The sequence below is a fragment of the Cupriavidus necator genome, from assembly GCF_040578825.1.
Lineage (GTDB): Bacteria > Pseudomonadota > Gammaproteobacteria > Burkholderiales > Burkholderiaceae > Cupriavidus > Cupriavidus necator_E.
Genome location: NZ_JBEFLI010000026.1, coordinates 24,253 through 41,407 on the forward strand (window position 1 = coordinate 24,253; position 17,155 = coordinate 41,407).

A 17,155-nucleotide genomic window follows, 5' to 3' on the forward strand; every position below is an offset into this window, starting at 1 on the left:
AGCAAGCCGTGTCCCATCCGTTTTTCGAGCGCCACCAGGCGCTGCTGGAACAAGCCACCCAAGCCATCGCCGCGCGCGGCTACTGGAGCCCGTTCGCCGAAATGCCGAGCCCCAAGGTCTATGGCGAGAACGCCAACGCCGACGGCAAGGCCGCCTTTGAAGCCCGCCTGAACCAGCCCTTTGCACTGTCGCAGCCGGGCACCGTCGGCCAGGCCGGCAAGGAAGTCTCGCCCTATGGCCCGGAACTGGGCATCACCTATCCGAAGCCGGACCTCGACCAGCTCTTTGCCGGCGTCGCCGAGGGTATGCCCGCCTGGCGCAAGGCGGGGCCGGAAGCCTGGGTCGGCGTTTCGCTGGAGATCCTGCAGCGGCTGAACCGCCGCAGCTTCGAGATCGCCTACGCGGTGATGCACACCACCGGCCAGGCCTTCATGATGGCATTCCAGGCCGGCGGCCCGCACGCGCAGGACCGCGGACTGGAAGCCGTCGCCTACGCCTGGGACGAGATGCGCCGCATCCCGAAGCAGGCGGTCTGGGAAAAGCCGCAGGGCAAGAACGAGCCGCTGCGCATGGAGAAGCGCTACACCGTGGTGCCGCGCGGCGTGGGCCTGGTGATCGGCTGCTGCACCTTCCCGACCTGGAACGGCTATCCGGGCCTGTTCGCCAGCCTGGCCACCGGCAATGCGGTGGTGGTCAAGCCGCACCCGGGCGCGATCCTGCCGCTGGCGATCACCGTCGAGGTGGCGCGCGAGGTGCTGCAGGAAGCCGGCTTCGACACGAACCTGGTCACGCTGGTGGCCAACGATCCGACCGAGCGCATGGCGTCGAAGCTGGCGCTGCGCCCCGAAGTGCGCCTGATCGACTTCACCGGCAGCAGCGCCAACGGCGACTGGCTGGAGCGCAATGCGCACCAGGCGCAGGTCTACACCGAGAAGGCCGGGGTCAACCAGATCGTGATCGACTCTACTGCCGACTTCAAGGGCATGGTGCGCAATATCGCGTTCTCGCTGTCGCTGTATTCGGGCCAGATGTGCACGGCGCCGCAGAACATCTACGTGGCGAAGGATGGCATCGATACGCCGGAAGGGCGCGTCAGCTTCGACCAGGTGGCCGCGGCGATTGGCGAAGCGATCGGCAAGCTGAGCAGCGATCCCGCCAAGGCAGTGGAACTGCTGGGCGCGATCCAGAACGACGGGGTGGTGGAACGCATCGAATCGTCGCGTGCGCTGGGCGAGATCGTCGCCGACAGCCGCGCGCTGGAACACCCGGAATTCCCCCGCGCACGCGTCCGCACGCCGCTGGTGCTGAAGGTGGATGCCAGCGACGAGGGCAAGATCATGCAGGAACTGTTCGGCCCGATTTCGTTCATCGTTGCCACCGACAGCACCGCGCACAGCATCGCGCTGGCGCACCGCGGCGCGAAGGAACACGGCGCGCTGACGTTGTCCGCCTACACCACGGATGCCGGCGTGACTGAAGCCATTCGCGATGCCGCGGAAGATGCGGGCGTGGCGCTGTCGCTGAACCTCACCGGCGGCGTGTTCGTGAACCAGTCGGCCGCGTTCAGCGACTTCCATGCCACCGGCGCCAACCCGGCGGCCAATGCGTCGCTGTCGGATGCGGCCTTTGTCGCCAACCGCTTCCGCGTGGTGCAGAGCCGGTCGCATATCTGAGGCACAGCCTGCAGTCGTAGTACCCCGGCGCCAGCCCCCCTTGCTTGCGGCGCCATCATAACGAGATGGAGCAGACAATGGTTCAACGCATACCCAACCTCAACGAGCTGGAGCCGATCGAACGCGCCAGCCGCGACGAACTGCAGGCGCTGCAGCTGGAACGGCTGAAATGGAGCGTGCGCCATGCCTATGACAACGTGCCGCATTACCGCAAGGCCTTTGCCGCGGCGGGGGTGCATCCGGACGACCTGCGGTCGTTGTCGGACCTGTCGAAGTTCCCGTTCCTGACCAAGCAGGACCTGCGCGACAACTATCCGTTCGGCATGTTCGCGGTGCCGCGCGAGAAGGTGGCGCGCGTGCATGCGTCGAGCGGCACCACGGGCAAGCCGACCGTGGTCGGCTACACGGCCAAGGATATCGATACCTGGGCCAGCGTGGTGGCGCGTTCCATCCGTGCCGCTGGCGGGCGTGCTGGCGACCTGGTCCATGTCAGCTACGGCTACGGCCTGTTCACCGGCGGCCTGGGCGCCCACTACGGCGCCGAGAAGGCCGGCTGCACCGTGATCCCGATGTCCGGCGGGCAGACCGAGAAACAGGTACAGCTGATTCGCGAGTTCCAGCCCAACATCATCATGGTGACGCCGTCGTACATGCTGAACCTGATCGAGGAGATGGAGCGCCAGGGCATGGATCCGTCGGAAAGCTCGCTGAAGGTCGGGATCTTCGGTGCCGAGCCGTGGACGGATGCGATGCGTGCAGAGATCGAGGCGCGTGCCGGTATCGACGCGGTCGACATCTATGGTCTGTCCGAAGTCATGGGGCCCGGTGTTGCTTCTGAGTGCATCGAGAGCAAGGACGGTCCGGTGATCTGGGAAGACCATTTCTATGCCGAGATCATCGACCCGGTGACCGGCGAGGTGCTGCCCGACGGCGAGGAGGGCGAACTGGTGTTCACCTCGCTGAGCAAGGAGGCGCTGCCGGTGATCCGCTACCGCACGCGCGACCTTACCCGCTTGCTGCCGCCGACTTCGCGGGCGATGCGCCGCATCGGCAAGATCACCGGGCGCTCGGATGACATGCTGATCATCCGCGGCGTGAACGTGTTCCCGTCGCAGATCGAGGAACTGATCCTGAAGGCGCCGGCGCTGGCGCCGCAATATCAGCTGGTGGTGACCCGCGACGGGCACCTGGACAAGCTGGAGGTTCGCGTTGAGACGCGGCCCGAGCGGTCGGCATCGCTCACTGCCGACGACCGGGCAGCGCTGGAGCGCGACCTGAAGGACCGGATCAAGACCTATGTCGGCGTTACCACGCGTGTGCAGGTGGTGGCGGCCGAGGGCATCGAGCGCACCAATGTCGGCAAGGCGCGGCGTGTGGTGGATATGCGGCCGAAGGTTACGCACGAGCAACCGGTCGGCGCTATCTGAGGCGCTGCTTTCTACCGCCCACCCCCGGCAAACGCTCCCCTCTCCCGCAAGCGGGAGAGGGGAGCAACTCCCGCAGCGAGATAACACCTCGGCCACGACAAACTCATTCTCTTTATCCGATGGCGCCCACCAAGAGACGCCACACCACCCCTGCACCAAAGGAGACAACCATGGACCCCCGACAACTGGAATCCATCCAGAACCACCCCGATTTCATCCGACTGACCAACGGCCGTGCCCGCCTTGGCTGGTCGCTGACTTTGGTAATGCTGGCGATCTACTTCGGTTTTATCCTGCTGCTGGCCTTCTCGCCAGCCACGCTAGGCACGCCATTGGGCGCGGGCGTGATGACCGTTGGCATTCCCGTGGGCGTGGCGGTGATCTTTGCGGCCGTGCTGCTGACCGGCATCTACGTGCACCGCGCCAACCGCGACCTGGACCCCCTCAACGAGCGCGTGCGCCAGGAGTGCAAAGCATGAAGCCCGCAAACCGTTTCCTGTGCGCGGCGGTGCTGGCCCTGACCAGCACCGCCGCACTGGCTGCCCCCGCGATCCAGTCCGACGCCGTACAGCGCCCGCTGAACTGGAGCGCCATCGTGATGTTCCTGCTGTTCGTGGTGTTCACGCTCGGCATCACGCGCTGGGCCGCGCGCCGCACGCGCTCGGCGTCGGACTTCTACGCCGCCGGCGGCGGCCTGACCGGCTTCCAGAACGGCCTGGCGATTGCCGGCGACATGGTTTCGGCGGCGTCTTTCCTGGGCATCTCCGCGATGATGTTCGACAAGGGCTATGACGGCCTGATCTACGCACTGGGCGTGGTCGCCGGCTGGCCCATCATCCTGTTCATCGTTGCCGAACGGCTGCGCAACCTCGGCCGCTATACCTTTGCCGACGTGGTGTCGTATCGCCTCGCGCAAAAGCCGGTGCGGATCACCGCCGCCTGCGGCACGCTGACCGTGGTGATCATGTACCTGGTGGCGCAGATGGTCGGCGCCGGCAAGCTGATCGAATTGCTGTTCGGTACCAGCTATGAATCGGCGGTGGTGATCGTCGGCGCGCTGATGGTGCTGTACGTGATGTTCGGCGGCATGCTCGCCACCACCTGGGTGCAGATCATCAAGGCGGCATTGCTGCTGGGCGGCGTGACCTTCATGGCTGTGATGGTGCTGGCGTACTTCGGTTTCAGTCCCGAGGCCATGTTCGCCGGCGCCGCCAGGGTCCACGACAAGGGCGCGGCGATCCTGTCGCCGGGCGGGCTTGTTTCCAACCCGATCGATGCGATCTCATTGGGCGTCGGCATGATGTTCGGCACCGCCGGCCTGCCGCACATCCTGATGCGCTTCTTCACCGTTGCCGACGCCAAGGAAGCGCGCAAGTCCGTGCTCTACGCCACCGGCTTTATCGGCTATTTCTACCTGCTGATCCTGGTGGTGGGCTTCGGCGCGATCGTGATGGTGGGCGCGGACCCGGCCTACCGCGACGCCGCCGGCAAGATCATCGGCGGCAGCAATATGGTGGCGGTGCACCTGTCGCATGCGATCGGCGGCGACCTGTTCCTCGGCTTTATCTCGGCGGTGGCGTTCGCGACCATCCTGGCGGTGGTGGCGGGCCTGGCCCTGTCGGGCGCGTCGGCGGTCTCGCATGACCTGTACGCCAACGTGTTCCGCCGCGGGCAGGCCAACGAGAAGGACGAAATCCGCGTGTCCAAGGCGGCCACGCTGGTGATCGGCGTGCTGGCGATGGTGCTGGGCGTGATGTTCGAGAAGCAGAATATCGCCTTCCTGTCAGGACTGGTGCTGGCGATTGCCGCCTCCGTCAACTTCCCGGTGCTGTTCCTGTCGATGTTCTGGAAAGGACTGACCACGCGCGGCGCCGTGGCGGGCAGCCTGGCCGGCCTGGCCTCGGCGGTGGCGCTGCTGGTGCTGGGCCCGACCGTCTGGGTCGGCATTCTCAAGCATCAGCAGGCGATCTTCCCGTATGCCAACCCGGCGCTGTTCTCGATGACGCTGGCCTTCGCCTGCGCCTGGCTGGTATCGGTGCTGGACCGCTCGGCGCAGGCGAGCGCCGAGCGCCAGCGCTATGGCGCGCAGTTCGTGCGCGCCATGACCGGGATCGGCGCGGCTGGCGCCAGCCAGCACTGAGACTGGCACACAGCGCTCAGTCGGTGTCCTGCTGCTGCTTGTGGCGGGACGCCATCTTTTCCTGCTGACCCGGCGGCACGCTGTCGTAGTGGCTGAACTGGATGGTGTAGCTGCCGTGGCCGCCGGTCAGGCTGTTCAGCCGTGACTGGTAGTCGTTCAGCTCCGACAGCGGCACCTGCCCGGCAACGATCACCGCATTGCCCGCCGCCGTACGCGTGCCATGCACCTGCCCGCGCTTGGCCGACAGGTCGCCGATGATGTCGCCCATCGACGTGCCCGGCACCGTGACCTCGATATCGACGATCGGCTCCAGCACGCTGGGCCGGGCTTTCAGTACCGCATCGATAAATGCCTTGCGGCCCGCGGTCGCGAACGCGACTTCCTTGGAATCGACCGGATGGCTCTTGCCGTCGTACACGGTCACGCGCACATCCTGCATCGGGAAGCCCGCCAGCGGGCCGTTGTCCAGCGCCTGGCGGATGCCTTTCTCCACCGCGGGAATAAACTGCCCGGGGATCGCGCCGCCCTTGACCGCATCGACAAACTCGAAGCCCTCGCCACGCGCCAGCGGTTCCACGCGCAGCATCACTTCGCCGAACTGGCCGGCGCCGCCGGTCTGCTTCTTGTGCCGGTGATGGCCCTCGGCCTTGCCGCCGATGGTTTCGCGATAGGCGATCTTGGGCGGGCGCGTCACCACCTCGAGCTTGTATTGCTCGGTCAGCCGCTCCAGTGCGCAGCGCAGGTGGAACTCGCCCAGGCCGAACACCACGGTTTCATTGGTCCCGGCAGGATGCTCGACGCGCAGGCAGGGGTCTTCGGCACTGAGCTTGTGCAGCACTTCGGCCAACCGCTGCTCGTTGCCGCGGCGCGCCGGCTCGATCGCCAGCCCATAGATCGGCGTGGGGAAGTCCAGTGGCGTCAGGTGGATATCGCCATCCTCGCTGGCATCGTGCAGCACGGCGTCAAAGGCAAGCTCGTCCACCTTGGCCACCGCGCAGATTTCGCCCGGGCCGGCGCGCGGCACTTCCTGTGTTTCCTTGCCCTGCAGCCGCAGCAGGTGCGCCACCTTGAACGGCTGGCGTCCCTCGCCGATATAGAGCTGGCTGTCGCGCGTGACCGTGCCCTGGTGGATGCGGAACACGGCCAGCTTGCCGACATAGGGATCGATCACCACCTTGAAGACGTGGGCCAGCACATGCTTGTCCGGCACCGGTTCGGCGCGCACGGCCTTGCGGTGTTCGCTGCCTTCACCGGTATCGCGATAGAACAGCGGCGGGTTGCCTTCGGTGGGATTGGGCAGCAGCTTCACGAATACGTCGAGCAACTCCTGGATGCCTGCGCCCGTAGCGGCAGAGGTAAAGCAGATCGGCACCAGGTGGCCTTCGCGCAGCGCGCGTTCGAACGGCGCGTGCAGCTGCTCCGGCGTGATCGCCTCGCCTTGCTCCAGGTACAGCTCCATCAGCTCGGGATCGATCTCGATGACCTGGTCGATCAGTGCATCGTGCGCGGACGCCACCGATAAAAAATCCGACTCGCCGGCCGGATTGAAGAAGCAGTCCACCACCCTGCTGCCGTTGCCGGCAGGCAGGTTGATCGGCAGGCATTCCTTGCCGAAGGCTTCCTGGATGTCCGCCAGCAGCGCGGGCAGGTCGACCTTCTCGCCGTCGATGCCGTTGATGATGATCATCCGGCATAGCTGGCGCGACTGCGCCCACGCCATCGCCCGGCGCGTGGTCATCTCGATGCCGGTCTGCGCATTGATGACGATGGCGGCGGTTTCCACCGCCGCCAGTGCGCTGATGGCCAGCCCGGAGAAGTCCGGGTAGCCAGGGGTATCGAGCAGGTAGATGCGGGCGTCGCGGTAGTCCACGTGGGCGACGGCGGAGGTCAGCGAGCGTTTGTACTTGCGCTCCAGCGGATCGGTGTCGCACACCGTGGTACCGCGCTCGACGCTGCCGGGCGAGTGCAGCGCCCCGCCCTTGTACAGCAGTGCCTCGACCAGCGAGGTCTTGCCGCACCCTGCGTGGCCGAGCAAGGCGACGGTGCGGATGGCATCGGGACTATCGTGCATGGTGGCTCTCGGTTCGTCCGGCAATGACTCTCTGGGCATTATTGGCGAAATTCGGCGGAAGCGACATACGCGCGTGCCCGATACCGTGCAATGCCTGACGCAACAAGCCCGCAAGTGGTGAGACCGGCTCTCCGCCGGTCTCATTTCCTGGTCGTAGGGCTTGCCCGCACTGCAGCAAACCGTGCGCTGGTGCGCTGCAGCAGGATCAGCGGCGCGCGTCGGCGTGGTCGGTCGAGACCGCCACCGCATGCCACGCGGCCAGTTCGCTTTCCACCTTGCGGTTCTTGTCCGCGATGCGGGCGATCGTGTCCGAGCCCAGCGGCAGGCGCACCGGCGGGGTATCGCTGTCGGCAAGCGCCAGCAGGGCAGTGGCCAGCCTGGCAGGATCGCCGGGCTGCTGGTGATTGGCCGACGCCATATGCTCGCGCATCGCGCCGACCGTATCGGCGTATTCCGCGATCTCCGTGCCGACGCGCACCAGCGAGCTGGCATCGAGGAAGTCGGTGCGGAAGAAGCCAGGCTCGACCACGGTGGCGTGGATGCCCAGCGGCGCGAGTTCCGCGGACAGGGCTTCGGTCAGCCCCTCCACCGCGAACTTGGTGGCGCCATAGACGCCCCAGCCGGGATATGCCGCATAGCCACCAATCGACGAGATATTGACGATATGGCCGCTGCGCTGGCGGCGCATCTGCGGCAGTACGGCACGCGTCACCGCCAGCACGCCGAACACGTTGGTGGCGAACTGCTGTTCGACTTCCTTCGCCGAGGCCTCTTCAACCGCGCCCAGCAGGCCGTAGCCGGCATTGTTGACCAGCACGTCGATGCGGCCGAAGCGGGCTACCGCGGCCTCGGCGGCGGCGACGGCCTGGGCTTCGCTGGTCACGTCCAGCGCCACGCCCAGCAGGTTGTCGTGTTCGCCGACCGCGGCGGTGATGGTTTCAGGGCGGCGCGCCGTGGCGACGACACGATCGCCGCGGGCGAGCGCAGCGCGGGTCAGTTCGAGGCCGAAGCCGCGCGAAGCGCCGGTGATGAACCAGACCTTGCTGGTGGCGTTGATGGTGTTGTTGGTGGTGGTGGCGGACATGGTGGATCTCCTGTCAGGGTGCTTGGCTTGTGCTGCGATGTTGAATGGCGGGGGCCACGGAGACAAATTTAGGCTGGCGAGGATCGCAACACTAGGCCGAGCAATCGCGTTTCAATAACAACTGAAAGTTGTTAATGAGGTCAATGAGCTTCGGTTGAGCAAACCTCAACCGTATGGCAGACTCGCCGGCATGGACAAACTGCCCCCACTGAACGCGTTGCGCGCCTTCGAGGCGGCCGCCCGGCATCTCAGCATCACCGTCGCCGCCGAAGAGCTGCACGTCACGCCCGGCGCGGTCAGCCGCCAGATCCGCGCGCTGGAAGACGGGCTGGGCGTACAGTTGCTGCATCGCGGCCACCGCCAGATCTCGCTGACCCGCACCGGCGAGGACTACTACCGCGCGGTGACCAGGGCGATGGACGACCTGCGCGAGGCCACGCGCCGCCTGAGCAAGCGCGCCAAGCGCAAGCAGCTCAAGGTGCGCGCCTATACCACCTTTGCGATGCGCTGGCTGATCCCGCGGCTGTCGAGCTTCCATGCCGCCAATCCCGGCATCGAGGTGCTGCTGACCGCGTCGCTCGATCCGGTCGACTTCCGTAAAGAAGATATCGATGGCGCAATCCGGCTGGGCGACGGCAAGTGGAGTGGCGTCAATACCTACCGGCTGGTGTCGAACATCCTGGTGCCGGTATGCAGCCCCGCGCTGCTCGCAAGCGGGCCGAAGGTGAAGAAGCCCGCCGACCTGCAGCACCAGACCCTGCTGCACTCGATCGCGCGGCCCGACGACTGGGCCCACTGGCTCAAGGCCGCGCGCGCCGACAAGGAGGTCGATGCGCGCAGCGGCATGACCTTCCAGAGCTCGGCCATGGCCTATGCGGCCGCGGTCGAAGGGCAGGGCTTCGCGATCGCGCAGCGCTTCCTGGTGGCGGCGGATCTCGACGCCGGCCGGCTGGTGGCGCCGTTCCGCCAGACCGTGGACATGGGCGACTTCACCTACTACCTGCTGACGCCCGCCGACCGCAAGGAAAGCGCGAGCATGGCGGTGTTCCGGCAGTGGCTGCTCGCGCAGTTTGACGCGCAGGGTCGATAGCGCCCGGGCTTACGATGCCGCCGCGACTGCGCGCCGCTGCGGCGCGATCTCGCCGCAGTGGATAGCGCCCGATGACGACAGTGCGGCGATTTCGTCGCGGCTGTAGCCCAGTTCGGCCAGCACCGCCTGCGTATGCTGCCCGCAAGCCGGCGCCGGCCGCGATGGGAATGCGTTCTCCTGCGCGCTGTTGATCGGGAAGCCCGGCATGCGGATCTCGCCCAGCGTGTCGTGCCGCACGCGCTGCACCATGCGGTTCGCCGCCACCTGCGGATGCGCCATGACATCCTCGTAGGTCGCCACGGGCGCGCACAGGATGTCGGCGTCCTGCAGCAATGCCAGCCAGGTGTCGGTCGTGCGGGTGACGAAGACGCTGGTCAGCGCCTCGACCATCGCGGCGCGATTGGCCACGCGCAGCGGCGAGGTGGCAAAGCGCGCATCGTCGGCCAGTGCGGGCCGGCCCAGCACCTCGCACAGCCGGCGCCAGCGCTCGGGCATATAGGCGGCCACCATGACCCAGCCGTCGGCAGTGCGGAAGGCCTGGTTGGGCGCGGAATAGGGCGCCGCGCTGCCCACGCGCTCCGGCAGTTGACCGTCGGCGCAATAGCTGGTGATGGACGACTGCTGCAGCGCCAGCGCCGCATTGAGCAGGTTGACGTCGAGATGGCCGCCCAGGCCGTCGCGGGCCCGCTGCGCGAGCTTCGCCAGCACGCCCACGCAGGCCACGTAGCCGGTCATCACGTCGACCACCGGCGCCTGCACCTTGCACGGCTCGGCGTCGGGCAGGCCGATCAGGCTCATCAGGCCGGAATCCGCCTGCATGATGCCGTCGACGCCGGCGCGATGCGCATACGGCCCTTGCTGCCCGTAGGCGGAGATCGAGCAGTAGATCAGCGCGGGGTGCTCGTCCCCCAGTTGTGCATGGCCAAGACCGAGGCGTTCCATCACACCGGGCCGCATGCTTTCCACCACGATGTCGGCACCCGCGATCAGGCGGCGGGCCACGGCCACGCCGTCGGCGGACTTCAGGTCGAGCGCCACGCCCAGCTTGTTGCGGTTGAAGCCGTGGAACAGCGCGCTGTCGTCGCCGAGCCAGCCGGGGCCGAGGCCGCGGCCCAGCTCGCCGCCGGGCGGTTCCACCTTGATGACCCTGGCGCCCATGTCGGCCAGCAGCATGGTGCAGGTCGGCCCGGCTCCGATCTGCGTGAAGTCGATGACGGTCAGGCCGTCCAGTGCGTCGCGCAACATGTCATGCCTCCGGAAGGGTGCGGGATCGTTTGAACGTGCCTTGCGCGGTGGCCACCAGCACGCCTGCGTCGGTGGTCAGCTCCGCCGAGGCAAAGTACAGGCTCTTGCCGGCGCGGGTGAGTTGCGCCGTGGCGCGCAGCCGGCCCGTGCTGGCCTTGCTGAGATAGCTGATCGCCAGCATGACGGTGACCGCGTGGCCGAGCGTGCCGTCCGGGCCGGCGGGCAGCCCGGCATAGCCGCAGGCGGCGTCGAGCAGCGTGGCGGCGACGCCGCCCTGTACGCTGCCCTGCCGGTTCAGGTGGCGTGGCTCGAGGTCGAGCTCGAAGGTGCAGCGGCCGTCGCCGACGCTGGCCAGGCGGATGCCGAGGTAGTCCAGCAGCGGGTTGTCGGTTGGCGGCACCGTGGCCGGATGCGTGTTCATAAGGCCACCTTGATGCCGTTGTCCTGGATCAGCCGCTGCCAGCGCGCCATTTCCTTGCCGATATAGGTCTTCAGCTCGGCCGGCGACGAGGCCTGCGGCTCGAAGCCTTGCTTTGCCATTTGGTCAGCGATGTCGGGCGATTTCAGCGCGGCCACCAGCGCGGCGTTGAGCTTGTCGACCACCGGCTTCGGTGTCTGCGCCGGCGCCAGCAGGCTGTACCACAGCTCGGCGTCGTAGCCGGCCACGCCGGCTTCCGCAAACGTCGGCAGATCCGGCATCAGCGCGGTGCGCTTCTTGCCGGCGATGCCCAGCGCGCGCAGTTTGCCGGCGCGCACATACTGGATCGCCGAAGCAAAGGTCGCGAACGAGATCTGCACCTGCCCGCCCATCAGGTCGGTGATCGACGGCCCGGTGCCGCGATAGGGCACGTGCAGCAGTTCGGTCTTGTTGAGCTTGGCAAAGACCTCACCGGCCAGGTGCTGCGGCGTGCCGTTGCCAGGGCTGCTGTAGCTGAGCTTGCCGGGATTGGCGCGGGTATACTGGATAAAGTCCTGCAGCGTGCGGAACGGCTGGTCGGGGTTGGCGACCAGCATGATCGGCACTGACGCGATCCGCCCCACCGGCTCGAAGTCGCGTTCGATGCTGAACGGAATCTTGGTGCCGAGAAACGGGTTCATCGTCACCTGGCTGGATGCGATCACCAGCGTATAGCCGTCCGGCGCCGCGTGGGCGACATAGTCGGCGCCGAGGTTGCCGCCCGCGCCGGGCTTGTTCTCGATCACGACGGTCTGGCCCAGCAGCTTGCCCATCTTTGGGGCGATCAGCCGCGCGAGGATATCGTTGCCGCCGCCGGGGGCGAACGGCACCACCAGCGTGATCGGTTTCTGCGTGGGGAAGGGCGCCTGCGCCGCGGCCCCTAGCGCCGTGGCTGCCAGCATGCCGGCCAGCGCCACGCGTGCGAATCGGGTAATGCGAGTCATGGTCTGTCTCCTGTCTGTCTGTTCGCGAACGCTTAGCGCCCGGTGTAGCGGGGCTGGCGTTTCTCGGCGAAGGCCTGCCGGCCTTCGGTGCGGTCCGCGGTATCGCGCAGCACGCCCCAGTAGAGTTCGGTCAGTTGCTGCGCGTCGGCTTCGCTGAGGTGGCTGGTCTGGCGCGACAGCTTTTTCACCGCTTGTACCGCCAGCGGCGCATTGGCGGCGATGCGGGTGGCGATCGCCAGCGCACGGTCGAGCAGCGCGGCAGGCGCCACCGTCTCGGTGACCAGGCCGATGCGCGCGGCCTGCGCCGCGTCGATCCGCTCGCCGGTCAACACCATCTGCATCGCATGCGCCGCCGGCACAGCCTTCAGCAGGCGATGCAGGCCCGAGACAGCGGGGATCGAACCGACCGCCGCTTCGGGCAGGCCGAAGCTTGCCTGCTCGGACGCGATCCGCACATCGCATTGCAGCGCGATCTCAAGCCCCGCGCCAAGGCAATGGCCGTTGACCGCCGCGATCAGCGGCTTGCACAGGCCCAGGCCGGTCAGGTCCATCAGCCGGACATAGAGCCCCAGGTCGGCGGCCTGCTCCGGCGCGCGGAACAGTGCTTCCGGATAGGTGGCGGGCGAGCTGCGCGTGCCTTTCAGGTCGGCGCCCGCGCAGAAGGCGCGCGTGCCGGCGCCGGTCAGTACCGCCACGCGCAGGTCGTCGCGGTCGCGCACGTCGGTGAGGTGCGCGCGCAGTTCGCGCAGCGCGGTCACGTCCAGCGCATTGAGTGCCTCGGGCCGGTCGATCGTCAGCACGGCGACCGCGCCTTCGGTGTGGAGTCGTACGGTCATGGCGGCTCCTTACACGCTGGGCGACGACAGGCTGCGCCCGCCGCACACATAGAGCACCTGCCCGGTCACGTATGACGACTGCGGGGCGAGGAAGAAGCTGACCGCGTTGGCGATATCGCCGGCGGTGCCGATGCGCTGCACCGGGACCGACTTCTGCAGCCGGGCCTGGACGTCGGGCGCGAAGCCGCGGAACAGCGGGGTATCGACGATGCCCGGCGCCACTGCGTTGACGGTGATGCCCTTGCTCGCAAACTCGATCGCCAGCGAGCGTGTCAGGCTGACCACGCCGCCCTTGGCCGCGGAGTAGTTGGCCTGTCCGAAGCCGCCCAGCCACGCCCGCGACGAGATATTGACCACGCGCCCGTAGCCGCGCTCGACCATGCCGGGCAGCGCCGCGCGGCAGCACAGGAACTGCGAGCGCAGGTTGGTATCGATGACCAGGTCCCAGTCCTCGTCGGTCATCTTCAGGAAGCGCATGTCGCGCACGGCGCCGGCGTTGTTGACCAGGTAGTCGACGCGGCCGGTGCGCGCCTGGATTTGCGCGAAGGCATCGTTGACGGCGGCCGAGTCGGTCAGGTCGGCGCTGGCGCCGAAGGCGTTGAAGCCCTCGGCAACCAGCGCGCCGACGGCGGCATCGAGCGCGGCGGCGTCGCGGTCTAGCAGGGCCACCGCCAGCCCCTGGCGCGCCAGTTGCGTGGCAATGCCCAGGCCGATGCCGCGCGCCGCGCCGGTGACCACGGCCACGTGCGAAGGATCGAAGCGTTGCGTGTTCATCTCAGACTCCCAGCAGGTGGACGGAAGAAGCGGCGTGGTCCACGCCCGCGATGCCGCCGCCGGTGCATTGCGTCAGGCCGATGCGGGCATCCGCCACCTGGCGTTCGCCGGCGCGGCCCTGCAGCTGCCACAGGATCTCGACCATCTGCGCCACGCCGGTGGCGCCCAGCGGATGGCCCTTGGCCAGCAGGCCGCCGCTGGGGTTGACCGGCACGCGCCCGCCCAGGCGCGTCGCGCCGGACTTGAGCAGCGCCACGGCGTCGCCGCGTGGTGCCAGGCCGAGGGCTTCGTAGTAGAGCAGTTCGGCGATGGTGAAGGCGTCGTGCAGCTCGACCACGTCGACGTCCTGCGGGCCGAGCCCGGCCTGTTCGTAAGCCTGGCGCGCGGCGCGCGCGGTGATCTCGGCATCGAGGATGTCGTCGTCGGCCTCCTCGCGCATGCCCGACACCACTACAGACGACAGCACCTTCACCGGCCTCGCCTGCGCCGGCCGGCGCGTGCTCAGCACCACCGCCGCCGCGCCATCGACCTGCGACGGGCAGCACTGCAGCAGCGTCAGCGGGTCGGCGATCATGCGCGAGGCCAGCACTTCCTCGACCGTGGTGGTCTTGCGCTGCTGGGCATACGGGTTCAGCGAGCCGTGGTAGCGGTTCTTCACGGCCACTTCAGCGAGGTCGGACGGATTGGCGTCGCGCTCGTGCAGGAAACGCGTGCCGCGCATCGCATACACCGCGGGCAGCACCATGCCCGACTTCGCATAGAGCTCGGTCTTGTGGTCATTGCGCTGCAGCGGGATGGTGCCGCCGCCGAGCGCGGTGAGCTGCTCGATGCCGAAGACCAGCACGGTGTCGTATTGCCCGGCCAGCAGCGCATGCCGCGCCAGGTGCACGCCGGTGGCGCCGCTGGCGCAGGCGTTCTCGATGTTGTAGACCGGGATGCCCTTGAGCCCCAGGTCGCGCACGATCAGCTGGCCGAGGATCATGCCGCCCAGCACGTTGGCGCAGTAGACCGCCTGGATGCGGCCGGCCGGCACGTCGGCATCGGCCAGCGCCTTCAGGATGGCCTGTTGCGCCAGTTCCGGCGCCAGCACGCCGGGGTGGCGGCCGAACGGCGTCATCGCGCCGCCGTGGATGTAGATGTCCTGCATGTTGCTTACCTGTCCTTTTCTCGATCGTTCAGGCCGTGACGGCCTCGAAGACATAGCCAAACTCGGCGTCATGCCGCTGTGCGTAGCGTTCGCCGATGACGGGACGCGCGGTGCCCAGCAGGCGGCCGAAGATGCGCACCGGGCCGACGAAATCGACATAGCCGAGCGCATACGGCGGCTGCCCGCTCTTGGGCGCCGGGTGGATCACGGTGAAGCTGTAGAGCACGCCCGTGCCGGTGATGGCGACGGTCTCGTGGCCGTCGGCCAGTGGCGAGCCGGCGGGCAGTGCCGGGAAGATCCACTCGCCGGTGGCGCGGTCGCGCGAGGCGAGCAGGTGGGGAACGGGTTCCGCGCTCCAGAGCGGGTAGAGCGGGTAGGGCTGGTCTGACATGGCTGTCTCCTGTGGGGTGGGCTTGGTGTAATGGTTGTCGCCGGCGGGCGGCGCGACAAACGATATTTCGGGCGCTTTCGGTTGAGGAAAAGTCAAGCGAAAGGGGGTGGAGGGCGTTTGGAGAGGGGTTTGGTGGCGAGCAGAAGCGGGCGGTGTTTGGTGCTTGCGGGAGAGGGTTGGGGTGAGGGCCGGAGCGTCGCGGCCTTACGCCGCTTGTCGCGAGGCACAGGCCTGCCGCAAGCGTCGCCAACAGGCTCAGTCCACGATCCCCACCAGCCGCGACAACGACTGCTCCGCCCCGCGTCCGGCCTCCACCACGAAGTCGATAAACCGCCTGACCCGCACCGGCATCTGGGTGCGATGGGGGTAGTACATATACAGCCCGACATTGCTGCTGCGGTATCCCGGCAAGATCGCCTTCAGCCGCCCGCTGACCAGGTCGCCGTGGACCATATACGCAGCCAACTGGCCGATCCCCATGCCCGCCCGCACCGCTTCGACCTCGGTTTCGACGTCATTGAAGCTCGCCACCGCAGGAACCTCCTGGTAGACCAGGTCGCCGTCCACCTGCAGCTCCCACGGCACCATGCGCCCGGTCGAAGGACGCCGGAAGCCGGTGCACTGGTGCTGCAGCAGTTCGTCGAGGGAAGCCGGCTCGCCGTGCCGCGCCAGGTAGTCCGGCGTCGCGCAGATGACCAGCGGCACATCGCACAGCCGCCGTGCCACCAGGTTCTGTCCGGGGCTGGTGCCGACGCGGAAGCCGACATCGATCCTCGCTTCAACCAGGTCGGTAAAGAGGTCGCTCAGCACCACATCGAAGGTGATGCCGGGGTATTGCTCGCGAAAGCCCCGCACCAGCGGGACCAGCACGCGGCTGCCGAGCGAAGGCGGCGCGGTCAGGCGGACCAGGCCGTCGTCGTCGCTCCTGCTGCCGCGGACCTGTTCCAGCGCCTCGTCGAGCTGGCGCATGCCGGGCGCGGCCAGTTCGAACAGGCGCGCGCCGTCTTCGGTCAGGCTGAGCTTGCGTGTGGTCCGGTGCAGCAGGCGTACGCCAAGATGGTCCTCCAGCGTGCGCACGGCCTTGCTGGCGGCCTGCGGCGTGACGCCGGCCTCGACCGCTGCGCGGTGGAAGCTGCCGGCGCGCACCACGCCAAGGAAGAGGGTGAGGACACGGGCCTTGTCCATGACTGGCAACGGATGGTTGAGAATCCGGCCATCATAGTGCGAATCCGGAACCAGCCGGAACGATGCCTGCGAACTACCGAGAGAGCGGATAGAGAAAGGGAGAAGCTGCTACTTCAGCTCGCAGTGCATGCACAGCCCGGGCGGTATGCCCGCGATCCTGAGCGTGTGCGAGGCACGGACTTCAGCGGGAAGGGTTTCCGCGGAGACCAGCTGGAATCCATATCGGGCGAAATGACTCGGGCAATTGCTGGTCGCCAGCACCGCGCGACGCACGCCTTGCGCGCGAGCCCGCATCAATACCGCGGAGACCAGGTGAGTCGCCACCCCAAGCTGGCGATACTCGGGCATCACGGCCACAGACCGGATGACGACGAGATCGCCGTATCGCTCGGCCCCGGCGCATCCAACGATGCGGCCTTCCAGTACCGCGACGTGGAAGGCGTCCAGATGGTCTTCGAGCTGGTGGTCGTCCAGCCCGCATTGCGCGAGGACCATCGAAACTGCCGGCAAATCCTGCGTGCCCGCAGCACGAATGCGTAGATCTTTGATCATGAAGAAGCTGTCGCCGGCGGTCCCTGACGCGTGGGCGATTAGGTGTGTGTTGATGTTGCGGGGAGAAAAGTACCCTATCCAACCCTCGGCGGGATAGGGTTTCGGACACTAGAAAACCCTAGGATTGCGGGTAAGTCCT

Annotated in this window: 16 protein-coding genes; 5 read left to right on the forward strand and 11 right to left on the reverse strand. The window is 67.5% G+C overall.

Going from position 1 to position 17,155, the window contains the following annotated elements; translation table 11 throughout:
* Window positions 1-8: 8 nt before the first annotated feature.
* From paaN to AB1I47_RS14955, 4 genes are all read left to right on the forward strand, one after another.
* The gene (paaN, locus tag AB1I47_RS14940; protein WP_354684522.1) at window positions 9-1,673 is read left to right on the forward strand and encodes a phenylacetic acid degradation protein PaaN; all 1,665 of its coding nucleotides are present in this window, start codon (window positions 9-11) and stop codon (window positions 1,671-1,673) included.
* 77 nt (window positions 1,674-1,750) lie between these two features.
* Window positions 1,751-3,100 (forward strand): phenylacetate--CoA ligase PaaK, encoded by a 1,350-nt coding sequence (paaK, locus tag AB1I47_RS14945; protein ID WP_354684523.1) that lies wholly within the window; start codon window positions 1,751-1,753, stop codon window positions 3,098-3,100.
* A gap of 170 nt (window positions 3,101-3,270) precedes the next feature.
* Window positions 3,271-3,579, forward strand: coding sequence for a DUF485 domain-containing protein (locus tag AB1I47_RS14950; RefSeq protein ID WP_354684524.1), 309 nt, complete (start codon window positions 3,271-3,273; stop codon window positions 3,577-3,579).
* Window positions 3,576-5,240: a cation acetate symporter gene (locus AB1I47_RS14955; RefSeq protein ID WP_354684525.1), complete on the forward strand. Its 1,665-nt coding sequence runs from the start codon at window positions 3,576-3,578 to the stop codon at window positions 5,238-5,240. The genes AB1I47_RS14950 and AB1I47_RS14955 overlap by 4 nt, the downstream gene beginning before the upstream one ends.
* Window positions 5,241-5,256: 16 nt before the next feature.
* Here the strand turns inward: AB1I47_RS14955 and fusA are convergent, their stop codons facing one another.
* Both fusA and AB1I47_RS14965 read right to left on the reverse strand, forming a co-directional pair.
* Window positions 5,257-7,311, reverse strand: a complete 2,055-nt coding sequence (fusA, locus tag AB1I47_RS14960) for an elongation factor G (RefSeq protein WP_354684526.1) — start codon at window positions 7,309-7,311, stop codon at window positions 5,257-5,259.
* 205 nt (window positions 7,312-7,516) lie between these two features.
* On the reverse strand, window positions 7,517-8,395 hold the full coding sequence (locus AB1I47_RS14965; protein ID WP_354684527.1) for an oxidoreductase: 879 nt from the start codon (window positions 8,393-8,395) through the stop codon (window positions 7,517-7,519).
* A gap of 190 nt (window positions 8,396-8,585) precedes the next feature.
* Between AB1I47_RS14965 and gcvA the strand changes: the two genes are divergently transcribed.
* Complete coding sequence (gene gcvA, locus AB1I47_RS14970) at window positions 8,586-9,485, forward strand: transcriptional regulator GcvA (protein WP_354684528.1); 900 nt, start codon at window positions 8,586-8,588, stop codon at window positions 9,483-9,485.
* Between the two features lie 9 nt (window positions 9,486-9,494).
* On the opposite strand, the gene AB1I47_RS14975 is transcribed toward gcvA, so the two are convergent.
* The 9 genes from AB1I47_RS14975 to AB1I47_RS15015 all read right to left on the reverse strand — a co-directional run bounded on the left by AB1I47_RS14975 (window position 9,495) and on the right by AB1I47_RS15015 (window position 17,016).
* Window positions 9,495-10,730 carry a CaiB/BaiF CoA transferase family protein gene (locus tag AB1I47_RS14975; protein WP_354684529.1) on the reverse strand — a complete coding sequence of 412 codons (1,236 nt, stop codon included), beginning with the start codon at window positions 10,728-10,730 and terminating at the stop codon, window positions 9,495-9,497.
* Window position 10,731: 1 nt separating this feature from the next.
* Window positions 10,732-11,151 carry a PaaI family thioesterase gene (locus AB1I47_RS14980; protein WP_354684530.1) on the reverse strand — a complete coding sequence of 140 codons (420 nt, stop codon included), beginning with the start codon at window positions 11,149-11,151 and terminating at the stop codon, window positions 10,732-10,734.
* Window positions 11,148-12,131 carry a tripartite tricarboxylate transporter substrate binding protein gene (locus AB1I47_RS14985; RefSeq protein ID WP_354684531.1) on the reverse strand — a complete coding sequence of 328 codons (984 nt, stop codon included), beginning with the start codon at window positions 12,129-12,131 and terminating at the stop codon, window positions 11,148-11,150. The genes AB1I47_RS14980 and AB1I47_RS14985 overlap by 4 nt, the downstream gene beginning before the upstream one ends.
* Before the next feature lie 32 nt (window positions 12,132-12,163).
* Entirely contained in the window at window positions 12,164-12,967 is an 804-nt protein-coding gene (locus tag AB1I47_RS14990) for an enoyl-CoA hydratase/isomerase family protein (protein WP_354684532.1), read from the reverse strand.
* 9 nt (window positions 12,968-12,976) lie between these two features.
* Window positions 12,977-13,741, reverse strand: coding sequence for an SDR family oxidoreductase (locus tag AB1I47_RS14995; protein ID WP_354684533.1), 765 nt, complete (start codon window positions 13,739-13,741; stop codon window positions 12,977-12,979).
* Between the two features lies 1 nt (window position 13,742).
* Entirely contained in the window at window positions 13,743-14,888 is a 1,146-nt protein-coding gene (locus AB1I47_RS15000) for a thiolase family protein (RefSeq protein WP_354684534.1), read from the reverse strand.
* 28 nt (window positions 14,889-14,916) lie between these two features.
* Window positions 14,917-15,279, reverse strand: coding sequence for a Zn-ribbon domain-containing OB-fold protein (locus tag AB1I47_RS15005; RefSeq protein WP_354684535.1), 363 nt, complete (start codon window positions 15,277-15,279; stop codon window positions 14,917-14,919).
* Window positions 15,280-15,534: 255 nt separating this feature from the next.
* A complete protein-coding gene (locus tag AB1I47_RS15010; protein WP_354684536.1) occupies window positions 15,535-16,464 on the reverse strand; it encodes a LysR family transcriptional regulator in 930 nt (309 codons plus the stop codon).
* Window positions 16,465-16,572: 108 nt separating this feature from the next.
* Window positions 16,573-17,016 carry a GNAT family N-acetyltransferase gene (locus AB1I47_RS15015; RefSeq protein ID WP_354684537.1) on the reverse strand — a complete coding sequence of 148 codons (444 nt, stop codon included), beginning with the start codon at window positions 17,014-17,016 and terminating at the stop codon, window positions 16,573-16,575.
* Window positions 17,017-17,155: the final 139 nt, after the last annotated feature.